Here is a 20878-nt window from a genome sequence, read left to right on the forward strand (position 1 = left end):
TCCGTGACCCAGGAGACCATGGACGAGAGTGCTGAGCCGGGATCGCGGCCGACGTCTCGGCGACGATCGCGGCTGGTGACCTGCCTGGCCGTAGCCGCCGTCACCGCCGGGGCGGGGTTGTGCGGTCTGGCCGTGCTGTTGGCGGCCGCCGTCGTCACCCCTGTGCCGATGCTTTTCATGACCGCCGCGGCAATCGTCTTCCTGGCCGTCGCTTACGCCGGCGCAGTGCTTGTCACGGCGAGGCGGGTGTCGCCCGGACACCGGCGCACGGCACGACGGGTGGCGTTCACGGCAGGTTCGCTGGTGCCCGGCGCGGTGTTCGCCTGGGCGGCCCTGGCGCCCGCGCCCCCGTCGCCCGCCGCCACGGCCATGGCCGGTGCCTCGCCGGTCCAGGTGTCCACCGGGTCCACGCTCACCGTGATCAAACTGCCCGCACGCGGCGGGGCGAGCCGCTCGCCGATCGTCGTCGTGCACGGGGGCCCGGGCGTGCCGGAACTGCAGGACAACGCCAAAGCGTTCGCCTCCCTCACCGACCAGGGATTCGATGTCTACCTCTACGCGCAGCTCGGCACCGACGGCTCGACGCGGCTGGACGATCCGCGCGGCTACACCCGCGGACGCGCGGTGGCGGACCTGGAAGGCCTGCGCAGCCGACTCGGACTGTCCAAGGTCATCCTGATCGGCCACTCAAACGGCGGCGAGATCGCCGCGAGATACCTCGCCGCCCATCCTGACCGTGTCGCCGGCTTGGTCCTGACCTCTCCCGGGCCGCTGGATCCGGCCGACACCAGCGTCAACCTGGTCAGCGGCCGGCTCGACCCGGCCCGCAAGGCGCAGCTCTACGGGACCCTGCTGCAGCCGCGCTCGCTGCTCGGCTACCTCCTGCTGCAGGTGAACCCGGCCGCGGCGCACTCGTTCCTGCCCGACGCCGAGGCCGACGCCCGTAACGACGTGGTGCTCGAACTGGCCCGGCCGGCGTTGTACTGTCGGGGCGCGGTGCCTGCGGAGCGGCCCGTGCAGGGCACCGGCTTCTACGCGATGCAGTACCCGCAGTCGGCGACCGCCCTCCGGCCGAGCGACCCCCGCCCGGCGCTGGCCGGCCTGCCCACGCCGACGCTGATCATCAAGGGCTCCTGCGATTACCTGTCCTGGCGCTCCGCCACGACGTACCGCGATCTGCTGCCGAACTCCCGGCTGATCTACGTGAACGGCGCCGGCCACAACGTCTACCACGATGGGAACACGACGGTGGTGGCCGCCATCACGGCGTTCCTCACCGACCGGCCCTTGCCTCTGCCCTCCTACACCGCCGCCGCGCCGCCGGCGGGGTACGAGGGTCCGCCGTGACCGGGCTGTCGCCCCTGCCGCGTCGACGGCACGCCCGGCTGCGCCGGCCTAGAGAGGGCCGCGGGCCACGGCGGCGCGTAGCGGGGCCTCCAGGTCCGGCGTGCCGACCCGCTCCACCCGCACGTCGGTGCAGCCGACCCAGCTCGCGGCCTCCCACAGGGCGTCGCTCATCGCCTCCACGGCCCTGGCACGGCCGCCGCCCGGCTCGAATCCGACCTGCCGGGCGACCAGCGTGGCGCCCTCGCGGGCCGGGTCGACCCGGCCGATGATGCGCCCGCCCGCGAGCACCGGCATCGCGAAGTAGCCGTGCACCCGCTTGTCCTTCGGGACGTACGCCTCCAGGCGGTGGTTGAGGCCGAACACGCGCTCGGCCCGCGCCCGCTCCCAGATGAGCGAGTCGAACGGCGACAGCGGCGTGGTGCGGTGCCGCCCGCGCGGCTCGCTCTCCAGCGCGGCGGGGTCCGCCCAGGCGTTCGGCCCGTCCGCGCCGGCGCCGCGCCGTGCGGGCCAGCCGGACACACGTACGGGCACGAGGCCGGCGGCGCCGCTCAGCAGCGCCTCGTCGAGCATGGCGGCGTGCCCGCCCTTGACGCGGGTGAAGTCGACCAGGTCCGCCCTGGTCGCCACGCCGAGCGACCGCCCGGCGATCGTGGTCAGCCGGGTCACGCACTCGTCGTCGGACAGGTCCTGGGCGAGCAGGTCCGCCGGGACCGCGCGCTCGGCGAGCTCGTAGACGCGCCGCCAGCCGACGCGGCGGGTGCAGACGACCTCACCGATGTCGAGCAGGAACTCGATGGCGATCTTGGTGTCCGACCAGTCCCACCACGGGCCTCCGTTCTTGGCGCCGCCGATGTCGGCCGTCGTGATCGGGCCGTCCGAGCGCACCTGCTCCAGGACCTTGTCGACCACGGGCGGCACCTCGTGCCAGCGGAAGCGCCGCTCCCGGTAGGCGCGGCGGCGGAAGGCGTACAGCGGCCACTGCTCGATGGGCAGGATGCAGGCGGCGTGGCACCAGTACTCGAAGGCACGGGCGGGATCGTCCCAGTAGGCCCGCTCGACCACGGAGCGGCCGACCGGCCCGAGGCGCGCGTACGCGACGAGCTCGTGGGAGCGGGCGAGGACGGAGATGGTGTCGAGCTGGACGGCGCCGACGCGCCGCAGCATGGCAGGAACGCCGCCGCCGCGGGCGGTGGCGCCGAGGAAACCCTGGGCCCGGAGGATGATCCTGCGGGCCTCGTCGGCGGTCAGGTCGGTCACAGCCAGAGATGCTAGACGCCGTGACCGACAAAACGCTTACGGCGGTTGGGGCGCGGGCCTGGAAGGCCTCAGGAGGTGATGGACCGGTGCTCGAACGGCGAGTGGTGCTCCTGTACCGGAACCTGCCGGGGGGCGTCCACGATCACGTCCGAGAAGATGTCGAACGCGAGCGCGAGCAGCCCGCCGACGGCGCAGATGCCCACGCCGATCCAGACGAAGAGCCAGTTCGGCCCGAGGGTCAGCGCCACACCCCCGAACGTGAAGCCGATGAGGATGATGATGACGGCGAGCCAAGATTTGGCGCTTCCCGCGTGGCTGCCCTGGTGTCCGCTCTGTGCCATACCCCGTTTTCTACCTGATGGCGGAGGTGGTCGGAACATCGGGGGAACCTTGGGGGCGGTTTTCCCCTTTGAGATATGCGATTGTGCCGCGGCGCTCCGTCGATTGCAGGTGGGTGTGTCTGGTACGGGAACCGCCTACGATGGCTAGCGGGGAAGTATGTCTCGTCCTCACACCCCGGTGATCGGCCGGGGTAGACCTGCGAGGAGCTTTACTAAAAGTGCCAGCCATTCTCGACAAGATCCTTCGCGCCGGCGAAGGCAAGACTCTGCGGAAGCTCAAGCGCATCGCCGAGCAGGTCAACTCCATCGAAGAGGACTTCAAGAGCCTGTCCGACGCCGAGCTCCGCGCGCTGACCGCCGAGTACAAGCAGCGTCACGCCGAGGGGGAGTCCCTCGACGACCTGCTGCCGGAAGCGTTCGCGACCGTCCGCGAGGCCGCCCGCAGGGTCCTCGGGCAGCGCCACTTCGACGTGCAGCTCATGGGTGGCGCCAACCTGCACATGGGCAACATCTCCGAGATGCGCACCGGTGAGGGCAAGACGCTCACCTGTACGCTTCCCGCCTACCTCAACGCGATCTCCGGCAAGGGCGTCCACGTCGTCACGGTCAACGACTACCTGGCCAAGCGCGACGCCGAGACCATGGGCCGCGTCCACCGCTTCCTGGGCCTGGAGGTCGGGGTCATCCTGGCCAACATGTCGCCGGAGGAGCGCCGCAAGCAGTACAGCGCCGACATCACGTACGGCACGAACAACGAGTTCGGCTTCGACTACCTCCGCGACAACATGGCGTGGTCGATCGAGGAGTGCGTCCAGCGCGGCCACAACTTCGCCATCGTGGACGAGGTCGACTCGATCCTGATCGACGAGGCCAGGACCCCGCTCATCATCTCCGGCCCCGGCGAGCAGTCGGGCAAGTGGTACCAGGAGTTCGCCAAGATCGTGCCGAGGCTGCGGCGCGGCACCGAGGGCAAGGACGGCGAGGAGAGCACCGGCGACTACGTCGTCGACGAGAAGAAGCGCACCGTCGGCATCCTCGAGGCTGGCGTGGAGAAGGTCGAGGACTGGCTCGGCATCGACAACCTCTACAAGCCCGAGCACACCCACCTCGTGCAGTTCCTCAACAACGCACTCAAGGCCAAGGAACTGTTCAAGAAGGACAAGGACTACATCGTCGTCGACGGCGAGGTCCTGATCGTCGACGAGTTCACCGGGCGCGTCCTGCACGGCCGTCGTTACAACGAGGGCATGCACCAGGCCATCGAGGCCAAGGAGGGCGTGAAGATCAAGGACGAGAACCAGACTCTCGCCACGATCACGCTGCAGAACTACTTCCGCCTCTACGAGAAGCTCGCCGGCATGACCGGTACGGCCGCCACCGAGGCCAACGAGTTCCACCAGACGTACAAGCTGGGCGTCGTCCCGATCCCGACGAACCGGCCGATGATCCGCAAGGACCAGCCCGACGTCGTCTACAAGACCGAGGACGCCAAGTTCCAGGCGTGCGTCGAGGACATCAAGGCCCGCTACGAGAAGGGCCAGCCGGTCCTCGTGGGCACCACCAGCGTCGAGAAGTCCGAGAAGCTGTCGCGGATGCTCAAGCGTCAGGGCGTCCCGCACGAGGTGCTGAACGCGAAGAACCACGCCCGTGAGGCCGCGATCGTCGCCGAGGCGGGCCGCAAGGGCGCCGTCACCGTGGCGACCAACATGGCCGGTCGAGGCACCGACATCATGCTCGGCGGCAACCCCGAGTTCCGCGCCGACCTGGAGCTTCAGCAGCGCGGCCTGTCGCCGTCCGAGACTCCGGAGGAGTACGAGAAGGCCTGGCCCGAGGCGCTGGAGAAGGCCAAGGAGGCCGTCAAGGCCGAGCACGAGGAGGTCACCGAGCTCGGCGGGCTCTACGTGCTGGGCACCGAGCGGCACGAGTCGCGGCGTATCGACAACCAGCTCCGCGGTCGTTCCGGCCGTCAGGGCGACCCCGGTGAGTCGCGCTTCTACCTGTCGCTCGAGGACGACCTCATGCGGCTGTTCAACTCGGCCAGGGTCGAGATGATCATGACGCGGCTCAACATCCCGGACGACGTGCCGATCGAGTCGGGCATGGTCTCCAAGGCCATCGCCTCCGCGCAGCACCAGGTCGAGCAGCAGAACTTCGAGATCCGCAAGAACGTCCTGAAGTACGACGAGGTGATGAACCGCCAGCGCACGGTGATCTACGCCGAGCGGCGGCGGGTGCTGGAGGGCGCCGACCTGCACGAGCAGGTGCGCGGCTTCGTCGGCGACGTCATCGACGACTACGTCAAGGGCGCCACCGCCGAGGGCTTCGCCGAGGAGTGGGACCTCGAGAAGCTGTGGAAGGCGTTCGGCCAGCTCTACCCGATCTCCTTCACCGTCGACGAGCTCATCGAGCAGGCCGGCGGCGACCGGGAGGAGCTGACGGCGGAGCTCATCGCAGAGAAGGTCAAGGAGGACGCGTTCGCGGCCTACGACCGCCGCGAGGAGCAGCTCGGCGCCGAGGCGATGCGCGAGCTGGAGCGCCGGGTCATCCTCTCGGTGCTCGACCGCAAGTGGCGCGAGCACCTCTACGAGATGGACTACCTCCAGGAGGGCATCGGCATGCGTGCCTATGCCCAGAAGGACCCGCTGATCGAGTACCAGCGCGAGGGCTACGAGATGTTCTCCGCGATGCTCGACGGCATCAAGGAGGAGTCGGTCGGCTACCTGTTCAACCTCGAAGTCGAGGTGCAGGCCAACCCGATCGTCGAGGAGAACGCCGAGGAGGACACGGCGCTCTCCGAGACCGGCTCGATCATCGCCCGGGCGCTGCGGCAGCCGTCGCGGCCGACGGAGATGGTCTACACCGCGCCGGGCGAGAGCGGCGACGTGGAGGTCAGCCGGGTGCGGTCGACCCCCGAGCAGCGCGCCGCGTACGGCGACACCGAGCGCAACGCGCCCTGCCCCTGCGGCTCGGGCAAGAAGTTCAAGCGCTGCCACGGCGACCCGCGCAACCAGCAGGCGTGACGTGAGGTGAGAAGGACCCCGCCGGCCGTTCCGGTGGGGTCCTTCGCATGTCACGCGGTCTCGAACTCGGTGACCAGCCACTGAACGCCCTGCCGCTCCAGCCGTACGGCGAGCACGCGGCTGCGCGGCCCGCAGTGGACGAGCAGGCACATCTCGATCACGCCGTCACGCGGCCGCTGCACGTGGGGAAGGCCCGTCAGCGGCGGCCGCTCGGTGTCGATCATCTTCCCGGCCCGGACCAGTTCGCGGTAGGCCCGCTCGGTCAGCCGGTCCTGGACGGTCTCCGGCGGCCTGCGGCCCGCCAGGATCTCCGCGAGCGCCTGGCCGAGCCCTCGCAGGCGGCGCTCGTCCGTGGGCGTGCCCGTACGGCGCGGGACGGGGGCCAGGGCGAGTGCGCCGTACGTGCCGGGACGCGTCACGTGGCCGCCGCCGTCACGCTCGTCGTACGGAGGATCGGCCGGGGGGACGGACGCGAGCCGTGGCAGGGGGACGGGCTTGGGCATCGGGGGACTCCGCTCTCGTGCGCCGTGAATCTGACGCCTAATAGAGGTTGCGGTCAGCCGCCCTGATACGGGGAAACGCCAACTTTGCCAAGTCGCGAGCCTTTGTGCCGCCGTTCGTCCGGGAAGATTCCTCCGGGTTGGCGTGGCCGCCTCGGATTTGAGTACGGGGTGATCGGCAATTAGCGGCATCCGCAATGGCGGGAAACACAACAGGGGCGCCCGGGATCACCGGGCGCCCCTGCTCCCTGAGAGGGGGACCTGACGCGTCAGGCGCGGGCACGCGCCGTGTCGGCGCTCTCCCCGGAGTCCACGTCGGGCTCGGGTTCGCGACCGGGCGTCATGATGTTCAGCTTCTTGATGAGGAAGCTGAAGATCAGGTAGTAGAGGACGAAGTAGACGACGCCGATCAGCATGATCAGCCAGAAGTTGTGCGTGTTGTCCTTGGACGCATTGAGGCCGGCGTCGATCAAGCCCGCGGAGAACCCGAAGCCGAGCCGTCCGTCCAGGGCCGCGACCAGGGCCATCGAGACACCGGTGAGCAGCGCGTGCGCCGCGAACAGGATCGGGGCCACGAAGATGAACGCGAACTCGATCGGCTCGGTGATGCCGGTGACGAACGAGATCAGGGCGGAGGAGATCATGATGCTGCCGACCGCCGCGCGGCGGTGCGGCGGGGCGGCCCGCCACATCGCGATCGCCGCGGCCGGGAGACCGAACATCATGACCGGGAAGAAGCCCGCCATGAACGCGCCGGCGCCGTCCTGCCCCGCGAAGTAGCAGTTCAGGTCGCCCGCGGCGTGCGTGGCGCCCACGGTGCACTCCGGCACGGTGAACCACACGATGGAGTTGACGAAGTGGTGCAGGCCGAGAGGGATCAGGCCGCGGTTCACGACTCCGTAGATGCCCGCGCCGATCGTGGAGTTGGCGGCGAGCCAGTCGCCGAAGTTGCTCAGCCCCTCACCGATGGGCTGCCAGACCAGGCCGAAGACGACGCCGAGCACGAGCCCGGCCAGTGCGGTGAGGATCGGCACGAAGCGGCGGCCACCGAAGAAGGCCAGCCACGCGGGGAGCTTGGTCCGGTAGTACCGCTGCCACAGGATCGCCGCGACGAGGCCCATCAGGATGCCGCCGAGCACTCTGGTGGGGTTGGCCGCCGCGAGGTTGAGCGCTTCGGTCGGCTTGCCGTCCGCCCCCACGATGGTCTGGGCCACTTGCTTGTGCACGGCGGAGTCCGCCGCGGCGTCGAAGAACATCAGGTGGGTGACCCGGTCCCAGACGAGATAGCCGACCACGGCCGCCAGGGCGGTCGAGCCGTCGGCCCGCCGGGCGAAGCCGACCGCGACGCCCACCGCGAACAGCAGCGGCAGCGCGGCGAAGAGCGCGTCGCCCGCCCCGCCGATGACATGGGCGATCTTGTCGAGCGTCGCGTTGTCCGTACGGCCCAGAAGGTCGTCCTGGCCGATCCGGAGAAGGATGGCCGCGGCGGGCAGCGCCGCGATCGGGAGCATCAGCGAGCGGCCGATGCGGGAAAGCACCGTCATCACCGCGTTCTGGCTGGGGGGTGCGGCGGGCAGGCCCGCGTCGGCGGAGGTGGAACTCATCGGGTGTTCCTCCAGGATGGGGGGACTACTAGAGGCGTCTGGCCGGGGCTCCGAGGAGCGTCCGGAGCTGGTAGCGGTCGGCGCGATAGGTGGAGACGCCGAGTTCGGCGCATACCCCGCCGGCGAAGGACCGGCGCTGCAGCAGCAGGACGGCCCCGCCACGGGGGAGTTTGAGCAGGTCGGCGTCGCTCGGATCGGCGAGGCCGCCGTCGATGGTCAGCTCCCCGGCGTCCATCACGAGCCCGTAGCGCGACTCGAGCAGGGCGTACAGGGATCGTCCGGTCAGGTCGTAGGCATCGAGATCGGGTGCGAGCGCGACCGGGATGTGGGCGCGCTCGATGCTCAGCGGTTCCCCGTCCGCCGTGCGCAGCCGCTCGATGAAGTGGACGGCGTCTCCCGGCTGGATGCCGAGCTGCCGTGCGAGGTGGGCGCTGGCCCGGACCACCCGCCGGTCCAGGTCGCGGGAGCCCGGCTCCATGCCGCGCGCCCGCATGTCGTCGGTGAAGGAGGTGAGTTGGAGTGCCAGCTCGATCTTCGGGCGGGCCACGAACGTGCCCTTGCCTGGGACCCGGTGTAACCGGCCCTCGGACACCAGGTGGTCGACGGCCTGCCGTACCGTCATTCGGGACAGGTCGAAGCGCTGGCTCAGGTCACGTTCGGAGGGGATCGCCGCGCCGATCGGCAGCTCGTTGTTCTCGATCAGATCGAGCAGGATTTCCCGCAGTTGGAAGTACTTGGGCACCGGGCTGGCCGGATCGATCTGGGCCACTGATCCCTCCCCTCTCGCTCTGGATCGTCCGAATAAGTTAAGGTTCTTACTGGTCTAGTCCGGACTAGACCACAGCCGGGAAATGTGTGTCAATGTATGGGCCGGCGACGGATCGATAACGGACAAATCTCGCCAAGCAGAGGATGATCATCGATGACGACCAGGATGCGCGGTGAGATCGCCGAGCAGCCCGCCGCGATTCGGGCGACGCTGGACGCCCTCCTTCCGAGGACCGGCGAAGTCGAGGCGGTCGCGCGGGGCACCCGCCACCTGCTGTTCGTCGCCCGCGGGACCTCGGACAACGCGGCGGTCTACGGCCGCTACCTGATCGAGGCGCGGGCGGGCCGGATGGCCGCGATGGGCGCCCCCTCGGTGGCCACCACCTACCGCCGCAAGCTCGACCTCGACGGGGTGCTGGCCGTCGGCCTGTCCCAGTCCGGCCGTACGGAGGAGATCGTCGAGACCCTCCAGTGGGCGAAGGACTGCGGCGCGAAGACCGTAGCGATCACCAACGGCGGCGAGGAGTCGCCGCTGGCCCAGGCCGCCGACCTCGCACTGTGCACGCTCGCCGGCGAGGAGAAGGCCGTCCCGGCCACGAAGACCTACACGACCCAGCTCGCCGCGCTGGCCGTCCTCGCGATCGGGCTCGGCGCCGACGTGGACCCCGACGACCTGCGCCGGGTGCCGGACGCGGTGGAGAAGCTGATCTCCGACCCCGGCGACCTGGACGCCGTGGTCGAGGGCCTGGCCGACAAGCCCGGCGTCGTCGTCTCCGGCCGCGGCCTGGCCTTCTCGACCGCGCTGGAGCTGGCGCTCAAGCTCAAGGAGGCGTGCTACCTGCACGCCATGGGCCTGTCGTACGCCGACCTGCTGCACGGCCCGATCGCGGTCGTCGACGCCGAGACCCCGGCGATCCTGGTGGCGGCCGGGCAGGGCCCGACCCTGGCGGGCACGGTCGCGCTGGCCGAGCGGGTCACCGGCGCGGGCGCCGCCGCCTTCGGCGTCGGGGGCGGCGAACGGCTCGCCTCCGCCTCGACCGCCGCCCTGAACGGTCCGGACCTGCCCGAGTGGGTGGCTCCGCTGGGACTCATCGTCCCCGGGCAGTTGCTCACCGAGGCGCTCGCGCGCAGGCTCGGTATCGACCCCGATTCCCCCCGCGGTCTGAAGAAGGTCACGCAGACCGACTGACCGACAGACCGGCCGAACAACAGGAGGACCCCCATGGCTGCAGACGCCGAGGCGATCATCGCCGGGCTCGGTGGCGCCGACAACATCATCGAAGTGGAGCCGTGCATCACCCGGTTGCGCACCGAGGTGCACGACGCCTCGAAGGTGGACCAGGCCGCGCTCAGGGCGGCCGGCGCCCACGGAGTGATGGCGGCGGGCAACGTCGTCCAGGTCGTGGTGGGCCCCGAGGCCGACACCATCGCCAGCGACATCGAGGACATCATCGGCTGAACCCGGGAGATCGTCGCGGGTCCGCCGGTCTCGGCGGACCTGTGGCGACGCCTGCCCGGATCTCAGGGAAGGGCTCTTCATTGACGACTGTTCTCGCCCCGGTCGCGGGGGCGGCCATCGGCCTGGCCGCCGTGCCGGACCCGGTGTTCTCGCAGGCGATGGTCGGCCCGGGAACCGCGATCGACCCCCTCAGGCAGCCCGTCGAGGCCCTGGCCCCGATCGACGGCACGATCGTGAAGCTGCACCCGCACGCGTACGTCGTGGTGGGGGACGACGGCAGGGGCGTGCTGGTGCATCTCGGCATCGACACCGTGCAACTCAAGGGCGAGGGCTTCCGCCTGCTCGCGGCGGAGGGGGACCGCGTCAGCGCCGGGCAGCCCGTCGTGGCCTGGGACCCCGCGACGGTCGAGGCCGGCGGGCGCTCGCCGGTCTGCCCCGTGGTGGCGCTCGACGCCGTGGCGGGCTCGGTCGGCGAGATCGCCGAGGGCGGCGTGGCCGCGGGTGACCCGCTGTTCGAGTGGTCGTGATGCTGAGGTGACGGAGGCGGCGCTCTTCGATCTCGACGGCACCCTGGTCAACACCGAGGTCCGCAGCCGCGCCCTGTGGCGGATGTTCCTGGACGACCGCGGCATCACGTACGACGAGACGCTGTTGCGGCGCGTCATGGGCAGGCGCGGGGTGGACGTGATCCCCGAGGTGCTGCCCGGCATGGATCCTGAGGTCGTGATGGAGGAGATCCGCTCCTACTACGACCATCCGGACCTGCCCGGCATCGTGCCGGTCCCGGGGGCGGCGGAGCTGGTGTCCCGGGTCGCGGAGCAGGGGGCTCCGCTGGCCCTGGTCACCTCGGCTCAGCGATGGTGGGCGGTGGAGCGGCTCACCGACATCGGCGTCGTGGAGGTGGTACGGACCATCGTCTCCGCCGAGGACGTGACCGTGGGCAAGCCCGACCCGTCCGGCTATCTCATGGCGGCCGACCTGCTCGCGGTGGATCCGGCCGAATGCGTGGTGTTCGAGGACTCGCTCGCCGGGATAGCGGCGGCTCGGGCTGCGGGTATGACCTGCGTTGCGGTGGCCACCACTCATCATCCGGATGAACTCTCGCACGCGGATCTGGTAATACCCGATATGTCGGGTATTGACTGGCCTTTGACGGAACTACCGGCGGTCTAGACCACCGCTGCAGGAGGAGGAAACGTGGCCGAACGCACAGTGAGCGTCGCGTCCGAGGTGGGGCTGCACGCGCGCCCGGCGGCGACGTTCGTGCAGACCGCGGCGAAGGTGCCCTTCGACGTCACCATCGCGAAGGCGGGCGGTTCGCCGGTGAGCGCGAAGAGCATCCTGTCGGTTCTGGCGCTCGACGTACGGCAGGGGGAGTCGATCGTGATCAGCGCGGAGGGCGAGGGCGCCGAAGAGCTGCTCGACGAGCTCGCCCAGATCGCCTCGGCCTCCTGACGCCAGTGGACGGGCAGGAGAAGACGGGGACGACGGCGGGGGACGACAACGGTGCGCGGCCGCCGGCCGGCACGTCGCTGGCCGGCACTGTGCTTGCCGGTACCGGGGTCAGCCCCGGGGCCGGGTACGGCCCGGCCCACGTGCTCGCGGGTGAGATCCCCGAGCCCGACAAGGAGGCGCGCCACGACGGCGACGCCGCCGCCGAACGGGCCCGCGCCGAGCGGGCGGTCGAGGAGGTGGCCGCCGACCTGGAGGCGAGGGGCGCCAGGGCGGGCGGCGAGGCCCAGGAGGTGCTCGGCGCGCAGGCGCTGATGGCCCGCGACCCGAGCCTGGCCATGGAGGTCGGCGAGCTCATCGACCGGGGCGTGGCCGCCCCGCGCGCCGTCTTCGACGCCTTCGGCAAGTATCGGGACCTGCTCGCGGCGGCCGGCGGCTACCTGGCCGAGCGCGTGGCGGACCTCGACGACATCCGCGACCGGGTGATCGCCGTGCTCACCGGCCTGCCCATGCCGGGCGTGCCGGCCAGCGCCGCCGAGCCGTTCGTGCTCATCGCCAAGGACCTCGCCCCGGCCGACACCGCGCTGCTGTCGAAGGACGTGGTCGCCGCGTTCGTCACCGAGCAGGGCGGGCCGACCAGCCACACGGCGATCCTCGCCCGCTCGATGGGCGTGCCCGCCGTCGTCGGCTGCGCCGGCGCGACCGCGATCGCCCCCGGCACCTCCGTGCTGGTCGACGGCGCGTCCGGCCAGGTGCTGCTCGCGCCGGACCCGGCCCGCGTGGCCGAGGCGCGCGCCGCCGAGGAGGCGCGGCGGGCGGTGCTGTCGGCGGCCACCGGCCCCGGAGCGACCGCCGACGGCCACCCCGTTCCCCTGCTCGCGAACATCGGCGGCCCCCGCGACCTGGAGAGCGCGCTGGCCAACGGCGCCGAGGGCGTCGGCCTCTACCGCACCGAGTTCCTCTTCCTCGACCGCGAGACCGCGCCGTCGGGAAGCGAGCAGGAGAAGGCCTACCGGGCGGTGTTCGAGGCGTTCCCTGAGGGCCGCGTGGTGGTGCGCACGCTCGACTCCGGCGCCGACAAGCCGCTGGCGTTCCTGCCGCCGCCTGAGGAGGAGCCGAACCCGGCGCTCGGAGAGCGCGGCCTGCGCATGTTCCGCCGGTATCCGGAGATCATGACCGCCCAGCTCGGCGCGCTGGCCCGGGCCGCCGCGGGCGTCTCGGCCAAAGTCCAGGTCATGGCGCCGATGGTGGCCACCGTCGAGGAGGCCGAGTGGTTCGCCGAGGCCTGCCGTACGGCGGGGCTCGACGGCGCGGGCATCATGATCGAGGTGCCGTCGGCGGCGCTGCGGGCGGCGGACCTCATCCGGGCCGTCGACTTCTTCTCGATCGGGACCAACGACCTCACGCAGTACGCGCTCGCGGCCGACCGCCAGGTCAGCGCCGTCGCCGGGCTGCAGGACCCGTGGCATCCGGCCGTGCTCGACCTGATCGCGATGGCGGCCTCGGCCGCCTCGGAGGCGGGCAAGGGCTGCGGGGTCTGCGGCGAGGCCGCGGCCGATCCGGTGCTCGCCTGTGTGCTCGTCGGCATGGGGGTCACCTCGCTGTCCATGGGCGCCCCCGCGCTGCCCTGGGTGCGCGCCGCCCTGTCGCGGCACACGCTCGAGCAGTGCCGCGCGGCCGCCGCCGCGGCGCGCTCGGCCACCTCGGCGCGGGCCGCCAAGGCCGCCGCCCGGGCGGAGCTTCCCGGCCTGGACGCACTCGCGCTCTGACCGGCCGTGACCGGGTTCCGGGCCCGGTCACGGCCAGGCACGACTACGGTAAAGAACGTGCCACGAATCAGACACGGTGTCGTCATGCTCGCCGCCCTCCTCGTGACCGGATGCTCGTCCGGCGTCGGCGCGGCGAGCCCGGCGCCCTCGCCGCGCGCGTCCGCGCCGGCGTCCGTGTCCGCGCCGTCCTCCTCGCCGTCCTTGTCGCCGTCGGCCCGGCCCTCCGGCGGTCAGGCCGAGCGGACGCTCGCGGCGATGAGCCTGCGCGACAAGGTCGCGCAACTCTTCACCATCGTGGTGTGGGGCCAGAAGGCCGGGGCGGCGAGCAAGGAGAACGAGGCGCGGTACGGCGTGGCGACCCCGGCGCAGGTGGTGGAGAAGTTCCGCCCCGGCGGGGTCATCCTGTTCGACTGGGCGGGCAACGTCTCCGGCGCGAGCCAGGTGGCCGCGCTCACCACCGGCCTGCGCGAGGCGGCGGCCAGGTCGGGCGAGGCGCCGCTCATGATCGGCGTGGACCAGGAGAACGGCCTCGTCTCCCGGCTCAGGTCTCTCGTCACCAAGTTTCCCGGCGCGTCGGAGATCGGGGAGACCGGCAAGACGGCGAACGCGCGCGACGTCGCCAGGGCGACCGGTGAGGAGCTGCGCGACCTCGGCATCTCGCTAGACTTCGCGCCGGTGGCCGACGTCAACATCAACCCCCGCAACCCCGTGATCGGGCCCCGCGCGTACGGCTCCGACCCGGGGAAGGTGGCCGCGATGGTCGGGGCGGCCGTCGACGGCTTCCACGCGGCGGGCGTGGCCTCCGTCGCCAAGCACTTCCCCGGCCACGGGGACACCTCGGTCGACAGCCACACGGGCCTGCCGGTCATCACCCACTCGAAGGCGCAGTGGCGGAAGCTGGACGCGCCGCCGTTCCGCGCGGCGATCGCGCACGACGTGGACGCGATCATGTCGGCGCACGTGGTGATGCCGAAGCTCGACCCCTCCGGCGACCCCGCGACGCTGTCCCACCGCATCCTCACCGGCCTGCTCCGCGAGGAACTCGGCTTCGACGGTGTGATCAGCACCGACGCGCTCGACATGGCCGGGGTGCGGAAGAAGTACGGCGACGCCGAGGTCGCCGTGCGGGCCGTGCTCGCCGGGGCCGACATGCTCCTCATGCCGCCGAACCTGCCCAAGGCGTACGACGCCGTGCTCGACGCGGTGAAGTCGGGCCGGATCTCCGAGCGCAGGCTCGACGAGTCGGTGCTGCGGATCCTGCGGCTGAAGGAGAAGCGCGGCGTCTTCGGCCCGATCCGCACCGACCCCGGCGCGCTGAAGTCCGCCGCGCATCACAAGATCGCAGAGCGCGTCTTCGCCGCCGTCAGGTGATGGCGGGCGCGTCCTACTCCGGCTAGTCCTCTTCCGGCTCGTCGGTCTGGGTGTAGTCGAAGTACACCGTTATCGACGGCCAGTTCGTCCCGTCGTCGGTGATCTCGTTGTGCATGATCAGGTCGTACACCTCGATCTGGCCCAGTTCCTCGATCGTGGTCGCGACCCGGCGGAGCAGCGCCGGCACGCTGTCCTGTCCAATCCCCTCCGGATTGTTCTGGGTGAAGTGGTGCATTTGATTGGCGATCGGTTGTGTCACGAAGATCCCCACCGGCGCTTCTTCTTGCCCTGACTGCTCTGGTTGGACTGACTGCTCTGGTTGTTCTGGTTGGACTGATTGTTCTGGGTGCCGCGCTTCTGCGCGTTGCGCTCGCCGTCGAGCTTCTCGCCGGTCTTCACCTTCTGCTCGGCCGCTCGTGCGGCCTTTCTGTCATACGGCTGACCGGCCTTCTTCGCGTCCAGCGCGGCCTGCTCCGCCGAGGACAGCTGGGGGCCGCTCTGCCTGGAATAGGGCTTGCGGCTCCTCCCCATGTCCAGCTTGACGCCGCCGCGGGGCCCCGTCTCACCCGCCGTACGCAGGGGCGCGCCCCGCAGGGGAACGTGGGGGCCGCCCGCACCCGCCAGGGACGGGCCGCCTCCGAACGGGCCGCGGGTGTTCTTGAGGATGCGTTCCAGCGGTTCGGTGACGTGCCGCGTGACGGCCGGGGCCAGAACCCGGGCGCCGCCCTCCTCGGCCTCCCGGAGGATCTTCCGCATGGCGTACCGGGTGGCGAGAAGCCCGGCCGTGGCGGAGGCCGCGGCGAACGGACCGCCCGCGACGAGGACCGAGGCCAGCCTGGTCGCGCCCGCGACGGCCTGAGTGATGACGGCCACCTTCGTGGCGGTCACCGCGCTGGCCGTGCCTTCGAGCACCGCCGGCGCGTACGCGGCGGCCCCGACGGCCGCGCGGAGGTGTTCCGTGGTCCCGGTCTTGTTCCAGTTGTTCTGCATCGCGCCGGCGGACACGCCCTGGTACACGCCAGGCAGCCGCCTGACCTCGTCCTCCGCGCCGGTCCCCCCGGAGGCGGCGCCGGCCTGCACGACCTGCCACGGGCGGATTTCCGTGCGGATGTCGGCCTCGTCGATCTTCGGGAAGTTCACCAGGCTCGCGACCGGCTGCGCCCAGTCCGGCGGCATCAGGCCCATGCCGGTCCCTGTTCGTCGTGCGCTTGGGCGATCTGGCGGCCCGCGTCGTCCTCGGCGTCCGACACCCGCCGGCGCGCGACCGCGAGCGCCTCTCCCGTGCCGCCCACCGTCCCTCCGAGGTGCGCGTACGCCTCGACGGCGGTCAGAGCGCAGCGGTTGTACGCGGCCACGAAGGCGCCGAACAGGCCGTCGTCACCCCACGAGGCGGATCCCGCTCGCTCGCGCAGATACTGAAGGGCAGTTACGAACTCGTCGCCGTGCTCCGTCAGGCGAGAGGCGGCCCTGTCCACCCCGCTGTGTTCGATGCCAAGTTCCCCGTACATGCGCGGCACGTTAGCATGACCGGCGAATTACGGTCGGGTGAATTGCACAGTAAACGCCTTTTATCCTTTTTGTGGAGGAGTACTTGTCCCTGTCGTTTCCGGGTGGCAGCGACCTGGAGCTGCTGGAGCAGATGATTCGCCAGGCCGAGGACGTCATGCGCGGCCTCGCGGACGTCCAGGCCGGGATCCGGCAGGTCACCGGCGAAGGGGTGGGCGCCGACGGCCTGGTGAGGGCCAGGGCCGACGGCCGGGGACAGGTCACCATGATCACACTGGACCCGCGGGTCATGCGGCTCGACGCGGCCGTCTTGAGCGCGGAGGTGACGAAGGCGATCCGGGTCGCCCAGGACGCCGCGAAGGAGCGGACCGACAAGCTCGTCGCCGCCGCCCAGACCAGGGTGACCGGGCTGGCCGCACCGCTCGACGAGATGTTCGTGCGTCATCGGTTCGACCAGCTCGCCCAGGAGCTGGACGCGGGAGCGGACGCCTTCGGCCCCCATGCCGCGGACCGGGTCGACGATCTGGAGCAGGACGCGGAGCGGGCCGCACAGATCGAGGCATGGCTGGAGGACGGACAGCGCGAGATCGAGGCCGTCACCGGCCACGGCCGGGCGGCCGACGGCCGGATCCAGGCCGTCACGACGGCGTACGGCCAGGTGCGTGAGGTCGTCATCGAGCCTCGTGCCATGCGCCTGCCCAGCCGGACGGTGGCCGAGGAACTCCTGCTGGCCCTGCGCCGGGCGCAGCAGGACGCGGAACGGCAGAGCCGTCAGCTGGTGAGTGACGCGCTGCGGGAGATGGCGCCCGGCGAGTCGTTCGGCCCGGACACCATCGACGAGTGGTTCGGCGGGTTGCTCAAGCCGTTCGAGCGGCCCGACTGACCACTCCCTATATTTGTAGGCACGTCGGGTGGGAGGCGCGGTGCTCAAGGGTGTGCTGATCGACTGGGGCGGGGTTCTGACCACGAGCCTGGCCGAGTCGATCGCGGAGTGGATCGAGGCGGACCGGATCGACCCCCGGCACTACCGGGAGGTCATGCGCGCGCTGGTCACGCAGGCGTACCGGGCCGGCGTCGAGCCGGACGGGGAGAACCCGATCCACGCGCTCGAACGGGGCGAGATTCCGGTCCTCGAGTTCGAGCGCGCCCTGGCGGCCCGGCTGGTGACCCTCGACGGCGGCCCGCCGGAGGCCGACGGCCTGCTCACCCGGATGTTCGCCGGGTTCCGGCCGGTCGAGGAGATGAACGAGATGCTCCGCCAGGCTCGCGTGGCGGGGCTCGGCACCTGCCTGGTGTCCAACTCCTGGGGCGACCACTACTCGCGTGAGGGCTGGGAGGTGCTCTTCGACGCGGTCGTCATCTCGGGAGAGGTCGGCATGCGCAAGCCCGAGGAACGGATCTTCCGGCACGCGCTCGGCCTGCTGGGGCTCGAGCCGGGGCAGTGCGTGTTCGTCGACGACATCGAGGCGAACATCCTGGCGGCACGCTCGATCGGCCTGGTCGGCGTTCACCACAGCGAGCCCGCGGCGACCATCGCCGAGATGGAGCGCCTGTTCGGCCTGTCCTTCCGCGAGCCCGGCGCGGACGCCCGTCTGTAGCTTGAACCAGAGACCGAGTCGAGGAACGCATGCGCGTCTATCTGCCGTCCACTATTCCCGCACTGGCGCGCGTCGTCGCCGCGGGGGAGCTGGGCCCGGCCCCGCTGACCGGCTTCGCGGTCACCCCCGCGTTGATCGAGTGGTACGTCTCGGGTGACAACGAGGAGCTGGAATACGTCGCGCTGACCGAGGCCGCCCGGGCCTCCCTGCGCATGCTGGCCGCCGACCGCAAGGACGGCGTCGAGGTGGCCGCCCGGCGAGTCGTGATCGCGGCCGAGGTGCCCGACGAGACCGTGAAGGCCGGCGCCGATCTGGAGGAGCGCGCCCGCGTGCGGGTGCTGGAGCCGATCCCGATGCGGCTGGTCGCCTCGGTCCACGTGGACGACGCCGACGCCGTAGCGGACGTGGAGGCGGCGATCGCGGCACTGCCCGCGGCCGACGGCGGGGACGACGACGCGCAGTTCGTCGTGGACGGCGCGGAGGACCACGAGCTGCTGTGGTACGCCACGCAGGAGATCCCGGATCTGCTCACCTGACCCGCGGAGTTCATGGAGTTGTCACGCCCGGCGTCTAAGCTGGAGGCGAGATGACACACATTGTTTGGGACTGGAACGGGACGCTCTTCCACGACATCGACGCCGTCGTCGGCGCGACCAACGAGCTCTTCCAGCCGTACGGCCTGGGGCCGTACGACGCGGAGGGCTTCCGCGAGGTGTACACCCGCCCCATCTGGGTGGCGTACGAGCGAATGCTCGGCCGGCCGCTCCGGGAGGGCGAGTGGGAACTGCTCGACGCGGGCTTCCACGAGCACTACCACCGGCTGATGGAGGCGTGCAGCCTCGCCGAGGGGGCGCTGTCGAGCCTGCGTGCCTGGGAGGAGTCGGGCCGCACGCAGTCGCTGCTGTCCATGTGGGGCCACGAACGGCTGGTCCGCAAGACCGGCGAGTTCGGCATCGACGGCCACTTCACCCGGATCGACGGCTCGCGCGCGGCGACCGGCGGCCACAAGGCCGAGCACATGGTGGAGCACCTGCGCGCGCTCGGCGTCGACTCGGCGAAGGTCGTCGTCATCGGTGACAGCGTGGACGACGCCCACGCGGCCCAGCACGTCGGCGCTCGCGCCATCCTCTACACGGGCGGCATGACCAGGCGGTCGGAGCTGGAGGGCGTCGGGGTCCCGGTGGTGGACTCGCTGGCCAACGCCCTCGATCTCGTCTGACCACCTCCCACGAGACGGTGGGGGGCTTGATGCGCTCCGAGTCGGCCGTACGCTGAGCACGAGCCATCACGCACCCCCACGGAGGCCGCGATCAACCGTCTCGTTCTCTGGAACATCGACCTGACGCTCGTCGACGTCGCCATCGTCACTCGCGACGCCTACGCGGACGCGTTCCGGATGGTGACAGGGCGGCCGCTGGTGAAACTCGCACCGGCGCTCGGCCGGCCCGATTCGGAGATCATCTTCGAGACGCTGGCCGTCAACGGCATCGCCGTCGAGGACCACCACCTGCCCAAGTTCGTCGACGCGCTGGCCGTCACCTTCGCGGAGCGGCGCGACCGGCTGGCCAAGGACGGCCGCGCGATGCCCGGCGCCAAGGACGCGCTCAAGGCCGTGTCCCGCCTCGACGGCGTCGTGCAGTCGGTGCTCACCGGCACCATCAAGAGCAACGCCGTACACAAGCTCAAGGCGTTCGGGCTGGACAAGTGGATCAACGTCGAGGTGGGCGGCTACGGCGAGGAGGTCTATCCGAAGGCCACCCTGCTGCAGGTGGCGCAGGGACGGGCCAAGGCCCGTTACGGCGCCGCCTTCACCGCCGGCAACACCGTCCTGATCGGCGACTCCACGCGTGACGTCCAGGCGGCGAAGATCGGCGGCGCGGCCATGATCGGTGTCGCGTCGGGCCGGTCCACGGCCGCCGAACTGCACGAGGCGGGCGCCGACATCGTGCTGTCCGACCTGTCCAACCCCTCCGAGGTCGTCGCCGCCGTCGCCCGCCTGACCACCCCGGCCGGCCGTACGGCCCACTGACCCGCTGATCAGGCGGGGGTCAGGGCCCGCGCGACCGTGAGGCTGTCCTCGTAGATGTGGTAGCGGGTGACGAGCCCGTCTTCCACCGTGAGGTGGAGCGCGAACGGCGAGGTGTACGAGGCGCCGCCGTCCCGGACCGTCTGCGCGATCTCACCGAGCACGACGGCGTCCGGCCCGTCCACCAGGATCCGCGTCACCGAGGTGTCGTTCAGTTCGGGCACGTGGTGGGCCTCCAGCGATCGGAAATGGTCGGCCACGTCGGCGCGGCTCGACCGCGATCGGATCCATGGCACCGCGGGATGCCCTTCGGCGGGCCAGCTGAGCAGCCAGTCGACCGGCTCGGCGAACAACTCCGCCGTACGGTCGTGATCGCCCTCGGCCAGCCGGCGCAGCAGTTCTTCCACGATTTCGCGAGTGTCATTGCTCATGGCGCAAGCGTGTCCGGTGGAGGCGCGGCGGGTCGATTACCAGCCGGGTAAAAGAGGCGCGGATCGCGATGGGGGCGGTTTTTCGGGTTCGCCCCGATGCACCTGCAACTCCAACTAATCCATTCGCTCGGTTGCTTCCCGCAGAGAAGGGGTGAAAGAATTCATACAAGTTTTCGAATTGACCGAGGGGGCGTGATGGATCTGTTCGATCCGAATGCTGATCGCCCTCGTCGTACGAACAAGACTGATGACGGCTGGTGGGATCGGTTGATCGCCGATTCGCCTCTGTGGTCGTCCGAGGGATCGGCCGCCCGCGAGCACGCGAGCCAGGACCCGAGCGAGGGCGCGTCCGGCGCTGACAGTGTCGGTCGCGACAAGGCCCGGTCGTCGTGGGTGTTGGTCGGTTCTCTTCGTGAGTCCGCGCAAGCC

24 protein-coding genes are annotated in these 20878 nt (G+C 70.8%); 15 read left to right on the forward strand and 9 right to left on the reverse strand.

Translation table 11 applies throughout. The features are described 5' to 3' along the window. Positions 1-18: 18 nt before the first annotated feature. On the forward strand, positions 19-1347 hold the full coding sequence (locus Msi02_RS20945) for an alpha/beta hydrolase (protein WP_204049888.1): 1329 nt from the start codon (positions 19-21) through the stop codon (positions 1345-1347). A gap of 48 nt (positions 1348-1395) precedes the next feature. On the opposite strand, the gene Msi02_RS20950 is transcribed toward Msi02_RS20945, so the two are convergent. Together Msi02_RS20950 and Msi02_RS20955 are read right to left on the reverse strand one after the other, a co-directional pair. Further along, on the reverse strand, positions 1396-2604 hold the full coding sequence (locus Msi02_RS20950; protein ID WP_239108575.1) for a winged helix-turn-helix domain-containing protein: 1209 nt from the start codon (positions 2602-2604) through the stop codon (positions 1396-1398). A gap of 68 nt (positions 2605-2672) precedes the next feature. Then, positions 2673-2945 (reverse strand): HGxxPAAW family protein, encoded by a 273-nt coding sequence (locus Msi02_RS20955; protein WP_079313274.1) that lies wholly within the window; start codon positions 2943-2945, stop codon positions 2673-2675. A 218-nt stretch (positions 2946-3163) separates the two neighbouring features. Between Msi02_RS20955 and secA the strand changes: the two genes are divergently transcribed. After that, entirely contained in the window at positions 3164-5965 is a 2802-nt protein-coding gene (gene secA, locus Msi02_RS20960) for a preprotein translocase subunit SecA (protein ID WP_204049889.1), read from the forward strand. Between the two features lie 50 nt (positions 5966-6015). Here the strand turns inward: secA and Msi02_RS20965 are convergent, their stop codons facing one another. The 3 genes from Msi02_RS20965 to Msi02_RS20975 form a co-directional block, all read right to left on the reverse strand. Then, positions 6016-6468: an Rv3235 family protein gene (locus Msi02_RS20965; protein ID WP_204049890.1), complete on the reverse strand. Its 453-nt coding sequence runs from the start codon at positions 6466-6468 to the stop codon at positions 6016-6018. A gap of 266 nt (positions 6469-6734) precedes the next feature. Next, complete coding sequence (locus Msi02_RS20970; protein ID WP_204049891.1) at positions 6735-8069, reverse strand: PTS transporter subunit EIIC; 1335 nt, start codon at positions 8067-8069, stop codon at positions 6735-6737. Positions 8070-8097: 28 nt separating this feature from the next. Continuing rightward, a complete protein-coding gene (locus tag Msi02_RS20975) occupies positions 8098-8838 on the reverse strand; it encodes a GntR family transcriptional regulator (RefSeq protein WP_193202539.1) in 741 nt (246 codons plus the stop codon). Positions 8839-8991: 153 nt separating this feature from the next. Between Msi02_RS20975 and Msi02_RS20980 the strand changes: the two genes are divergently transcribed. The 7 genes from Msi02_RS20980 to nagZ all read left to right on the forward strand — a co-directional run bounded on the left by Msi02_RS20980 (position 8992) and on the right by nagZ (position 14888). Beyond that, positions 8992-10026 (forward strand): SIS domain-containing protein, encoded by a 1035-nt coding sequence (locus Msi02_RS20980; RefSeq protein WP_204049892.1) that lies wholly within the window; start codon positions 8992-8994, stop codon positions 10024-10026. Between the two features lie 33 nt (positions 10027-10059). Continuing rightward, positions 10060-10296 carry a PTS sugar transporter subunit IIB gene (locus Msi02_RS20985; RefSeq protein ID WP_079313268.1) on the forward strand — a complete coding sequence of 79 codons (237 nt, stop codon included), beginning with the start codon at positions 10060-10062 and terminating at the stop codon, positions 10294-10296. A gap of 80 nt (positions 10297-10376) precedes the next feature. Further along, positions 10377-10823, forward strand: a complete 447-nt coding sequence (locus Msi02_RS20990; RefSeq protein WP_079313267.1) for a PTS sugar transporter subunit IIA — start codon at positions 10377-10379, stop codon at positions 10821-10823. Between the two features lie 7 nt (positions 10824-10830). Further along, positions 10831-11469, forward strand: a complete 639-nt coding sequence (locus Msi02_RS20995) for an HAD family hydrolase (protein ID WP_179154971.1) — start codon at positions 10831-10833, stop codon at positions 11467-11469. A gap of 24 nt (positions 11470-11493) precedes the next feature. Then, on the forward strand, positions 11494-11751 hold the full coding sequence (locus Msi02_RS21000; protein ID WP_079313265.1) for an HPr family phosphocarrier protein: 258 nt from the start codon (positions 11494-11496) through the stop codon (positions 11749-11751). Positions 11752-11840: 89 nt separating this feature from the next. Further along, positions 11841-13517: a phosphoenolpyruvate--protein phosphotransferase gene (ptsP, locus tag Msi02_RS21005; RefSeq protein WP_239108580.1), complete on the forward strand. Its 1677-nt coding sequence runs from the start codon at positions 11841-11843 to the stop codon at positions 13515-13517. Positions 13518-13574: 57 nt separating this feature from the next. After that, complete coding sequence (nagZ, locus tag Msi02_RS21010) at positions 13575-14888, forward strand: beta-N-acetylhexosaminidase (RefSeq protein ID WP_239108576.1); 1314 nt, start codon at positions 13575-13577, stop codon at positions 14886-14888. Positions 14889-14910: 22 nt separating this feature from the next. Here the strand turns inward: nagZ and Msi02_RS21015 are convergent, their stop codons facing one another. From Msi02_RS21015 to Msi02_RS21025, 3 genes are read right to left on the reverse strand one after another with little or no spacing between them, the layout of a single operon-like run. Next, positions 14911-15147, reverse strand: a complete 237-nt coding sequence (locus tag Msi02_RS21015; protein ID WP_204049893.1) for a hypothetical protein — start codon at positions 15145-15147, stop codon at positions 14911-14913. After that, positions 15144-16073: a hypothetical protein gene (locus Msi02_RS21020; RefSeq protein ID WP_204049894.1), complete on the reverse strand. Its 930-nt coding sequence runs from the start codon at positions 16071-16073 to the stop codon at positions 15144-15146. Before Msi02_RS21020 ends, Msi02_RS21015 begins: the two co-directional genes overlap by 4 nt. After that, positions 16064-16396 carry a hypothetical protein gene (locus Msi02_RS21025; RefSeq protein ID WP_204049895.1) on the reverse strand — a complete coding sequence of 111 codons (333 nt, stop codon included), beginning with the start codon at positions 16394-16396 and terminating at the stop codon, positions 16064-16066. The genes Msi02_RS21020 and Msi02_RS21025 overlap by 10 nt, the downstream gene beginning before the upstream one ends. A gap of 83 nt (positions 16397-16479) precedes the next feature. Between Msi02_RS21025 and Msi02_RS21030 the strand changes: the two genes are divergently transcribed. From Msi02_RS21030 to Msi02_RS21050, 5 genes are all read left to right on the forward strand, one after another. Beyond that, positions 16480-17277: a YbaB/EbfC family nucleoid-associated protein gene (locus tag Msi02_RS21030; protein ID WP_204049896.1), complete on the forward strand. Its 798-nt coding sequence runs from the start codon at positions 16480-16482 to the stop codon at positions 17275-17277. 40 nt (positions 17278-17317) lie between these two features. Continuing rightward, entirely contained in the window at positions 17318-17992 is a 675-nt protein-coding gene (locus Msi02_RS21035; protein WP_079320922.1) for an HAD family hydrolase, read from the forward strand. Positions 17993-18021: 29 nt separating this feature from the next. Beyond that, positions 18022-18528, forward strand: coding sequence for a DUF6912 family protein (locus tag Msi02_RS21040; RefSeq protein ID WP_204049897.1), 507 nt, complete (start codon positions 18022-18024; stop codon positions 18526-18528). A 50-nt stretch (positions 18529-18578) separates the two neighbouring features. Then, positions 18579-19211, forward strand: coding sequence for an HAD family hydrolase (locus Msi02_RS21045; protein ID WP_079320921.1), 633 nt, complete (start codon positions 18579-18581; stop codon positions 19209-19211). A gap of 90 nt (positions 19212-19301) precedes the next feature. Next, on the forward strand, positions 19302-20021 hold the full coding sequence (locus tag Msi02_RS21050; RefSeq protein ID WP_204049918.1) for an HAD family hydrolase: 720 nt from the start codon (positions 19302-19304) through the stop codon (positions 20019-20021). 8 nt (positions 20022-20029) lie between these two features. Here the strand turns inward: Msi02_RS21050 and Msi02_RS21055 are convergent, their stop codons facing one another. Beyond that, positions 20030-20449, reverse strand: coding sequence for a nuclear transport factor 2 family protein (locus Msi02_RS21055; RefSeq protein WP_204049898.1), 420 nt, complete (start codon positions 20447-20449; stop codon positions 20030-20032). Positions 20450-20644: 195 nt separating this feature from the next. Between Msi02_RS21055 and Msi02_RS21060 the strand changes: the two genes are divergently transcribed. Further along, on the forward strand, positions 20645-20878 hold a 234-nt coding region (locus tag Msi02_RS21060), incomplete at its 3' end, for a hypothetical protein (RefSeq protein WP_204049899.1).

Origin of the sequence: Microbispora siamensis, assembly GCF_016863095.1 — a bacterium.
Taxonomy (GTDB): Bacteria; Actinomycetota; Actinomycetes; order Streptosporangiales; family Streptosporangiaceae; genus Microbispora; species Microbispora siamensis.

Excerpts from the sequence above, each read along its gene's own strand:
- Msi02_RS21020 (WP_204049894.1), bottom strand. The coding sequence starts at position 16,073 with ATGGGCCTGATGCCGCCGGACTGGGCGCAGCCGGTCGCGAGCCTGGTG.
- Msi02_RS20970 (WP_204049891.1), bottom strand. The coding sequence starts at position 8,069 with ATGAGTTCCACCTCCGCCGACGCGGGCCTGCCCGCCGCACCCCCCAGC.
- Msi02_RS21045 (WP_079320921.1), top strand. The coding sequence starts at position 18,579 with ATGACACACATTGTTTGGGACTGGAACGGGACGCTCTTCCACGACATC.
- Msi02_RS20955 (WP_079313274.1), bottom strand. The coding sequence starts at position 2,945 with ATGGCACAGAGCGGACACCAGGGCAGCCACGCGGGAAGCGCCAAATCT.
- Msi02_RS20985 (WP_079313268.1), top strand. The coding sequence starts at position 10,060 with ATGGCTGCAGACGCCGAGGCGATCATCGCCGGGCTCGGTGGCGCCGAC.
- Msi02_RS20945 (WP_204049888.1), top strand. The coding sequence starts at position 19 with ATGGACGAGAGTGCTGAGCCGGGATCGCGGCCGACGTCTCGGCGACGA.
- Msi02_RS20965 (WP_204049890.1), bottom strand. The coding sequence starts at position 6,468 with ATGCCCAAGCCCGTCCCCCTGCCACGGCTCGCGTCCGTCCCCCCGGCC.
- Msi02_RS21025 (WP_204049895.1), bottom strand. The coding sequence starts at position 16,396 with ATGTACGGGGAACTTGGCATCGAACACAGCGGGGTGGACAGGGCCGCC.
- Msi02_RS20980 (WP_204049892.1), top strand. The coding sequence starts at position 8,992 with ATGACGACCAGGATGCGCGGTGAGATCGCCGAGCAGCCCGCCGCGATT.
- Msi02_RS21040 (WP_204049897.1), top strand. The coding sequence starts at position 18,022 with ATGCGCGTCTATCTGCCGTCCACTATTCCCGCACTGGCGCGCGTCGTC.
- Msi02_RS21055 (WP_204049898.1), bottom strand. The coding sequence starts at position 20,449 with ATGAGCAATGACACTCGCGAAATCGTGGAAGAACTGCTGCGCCGGCTG.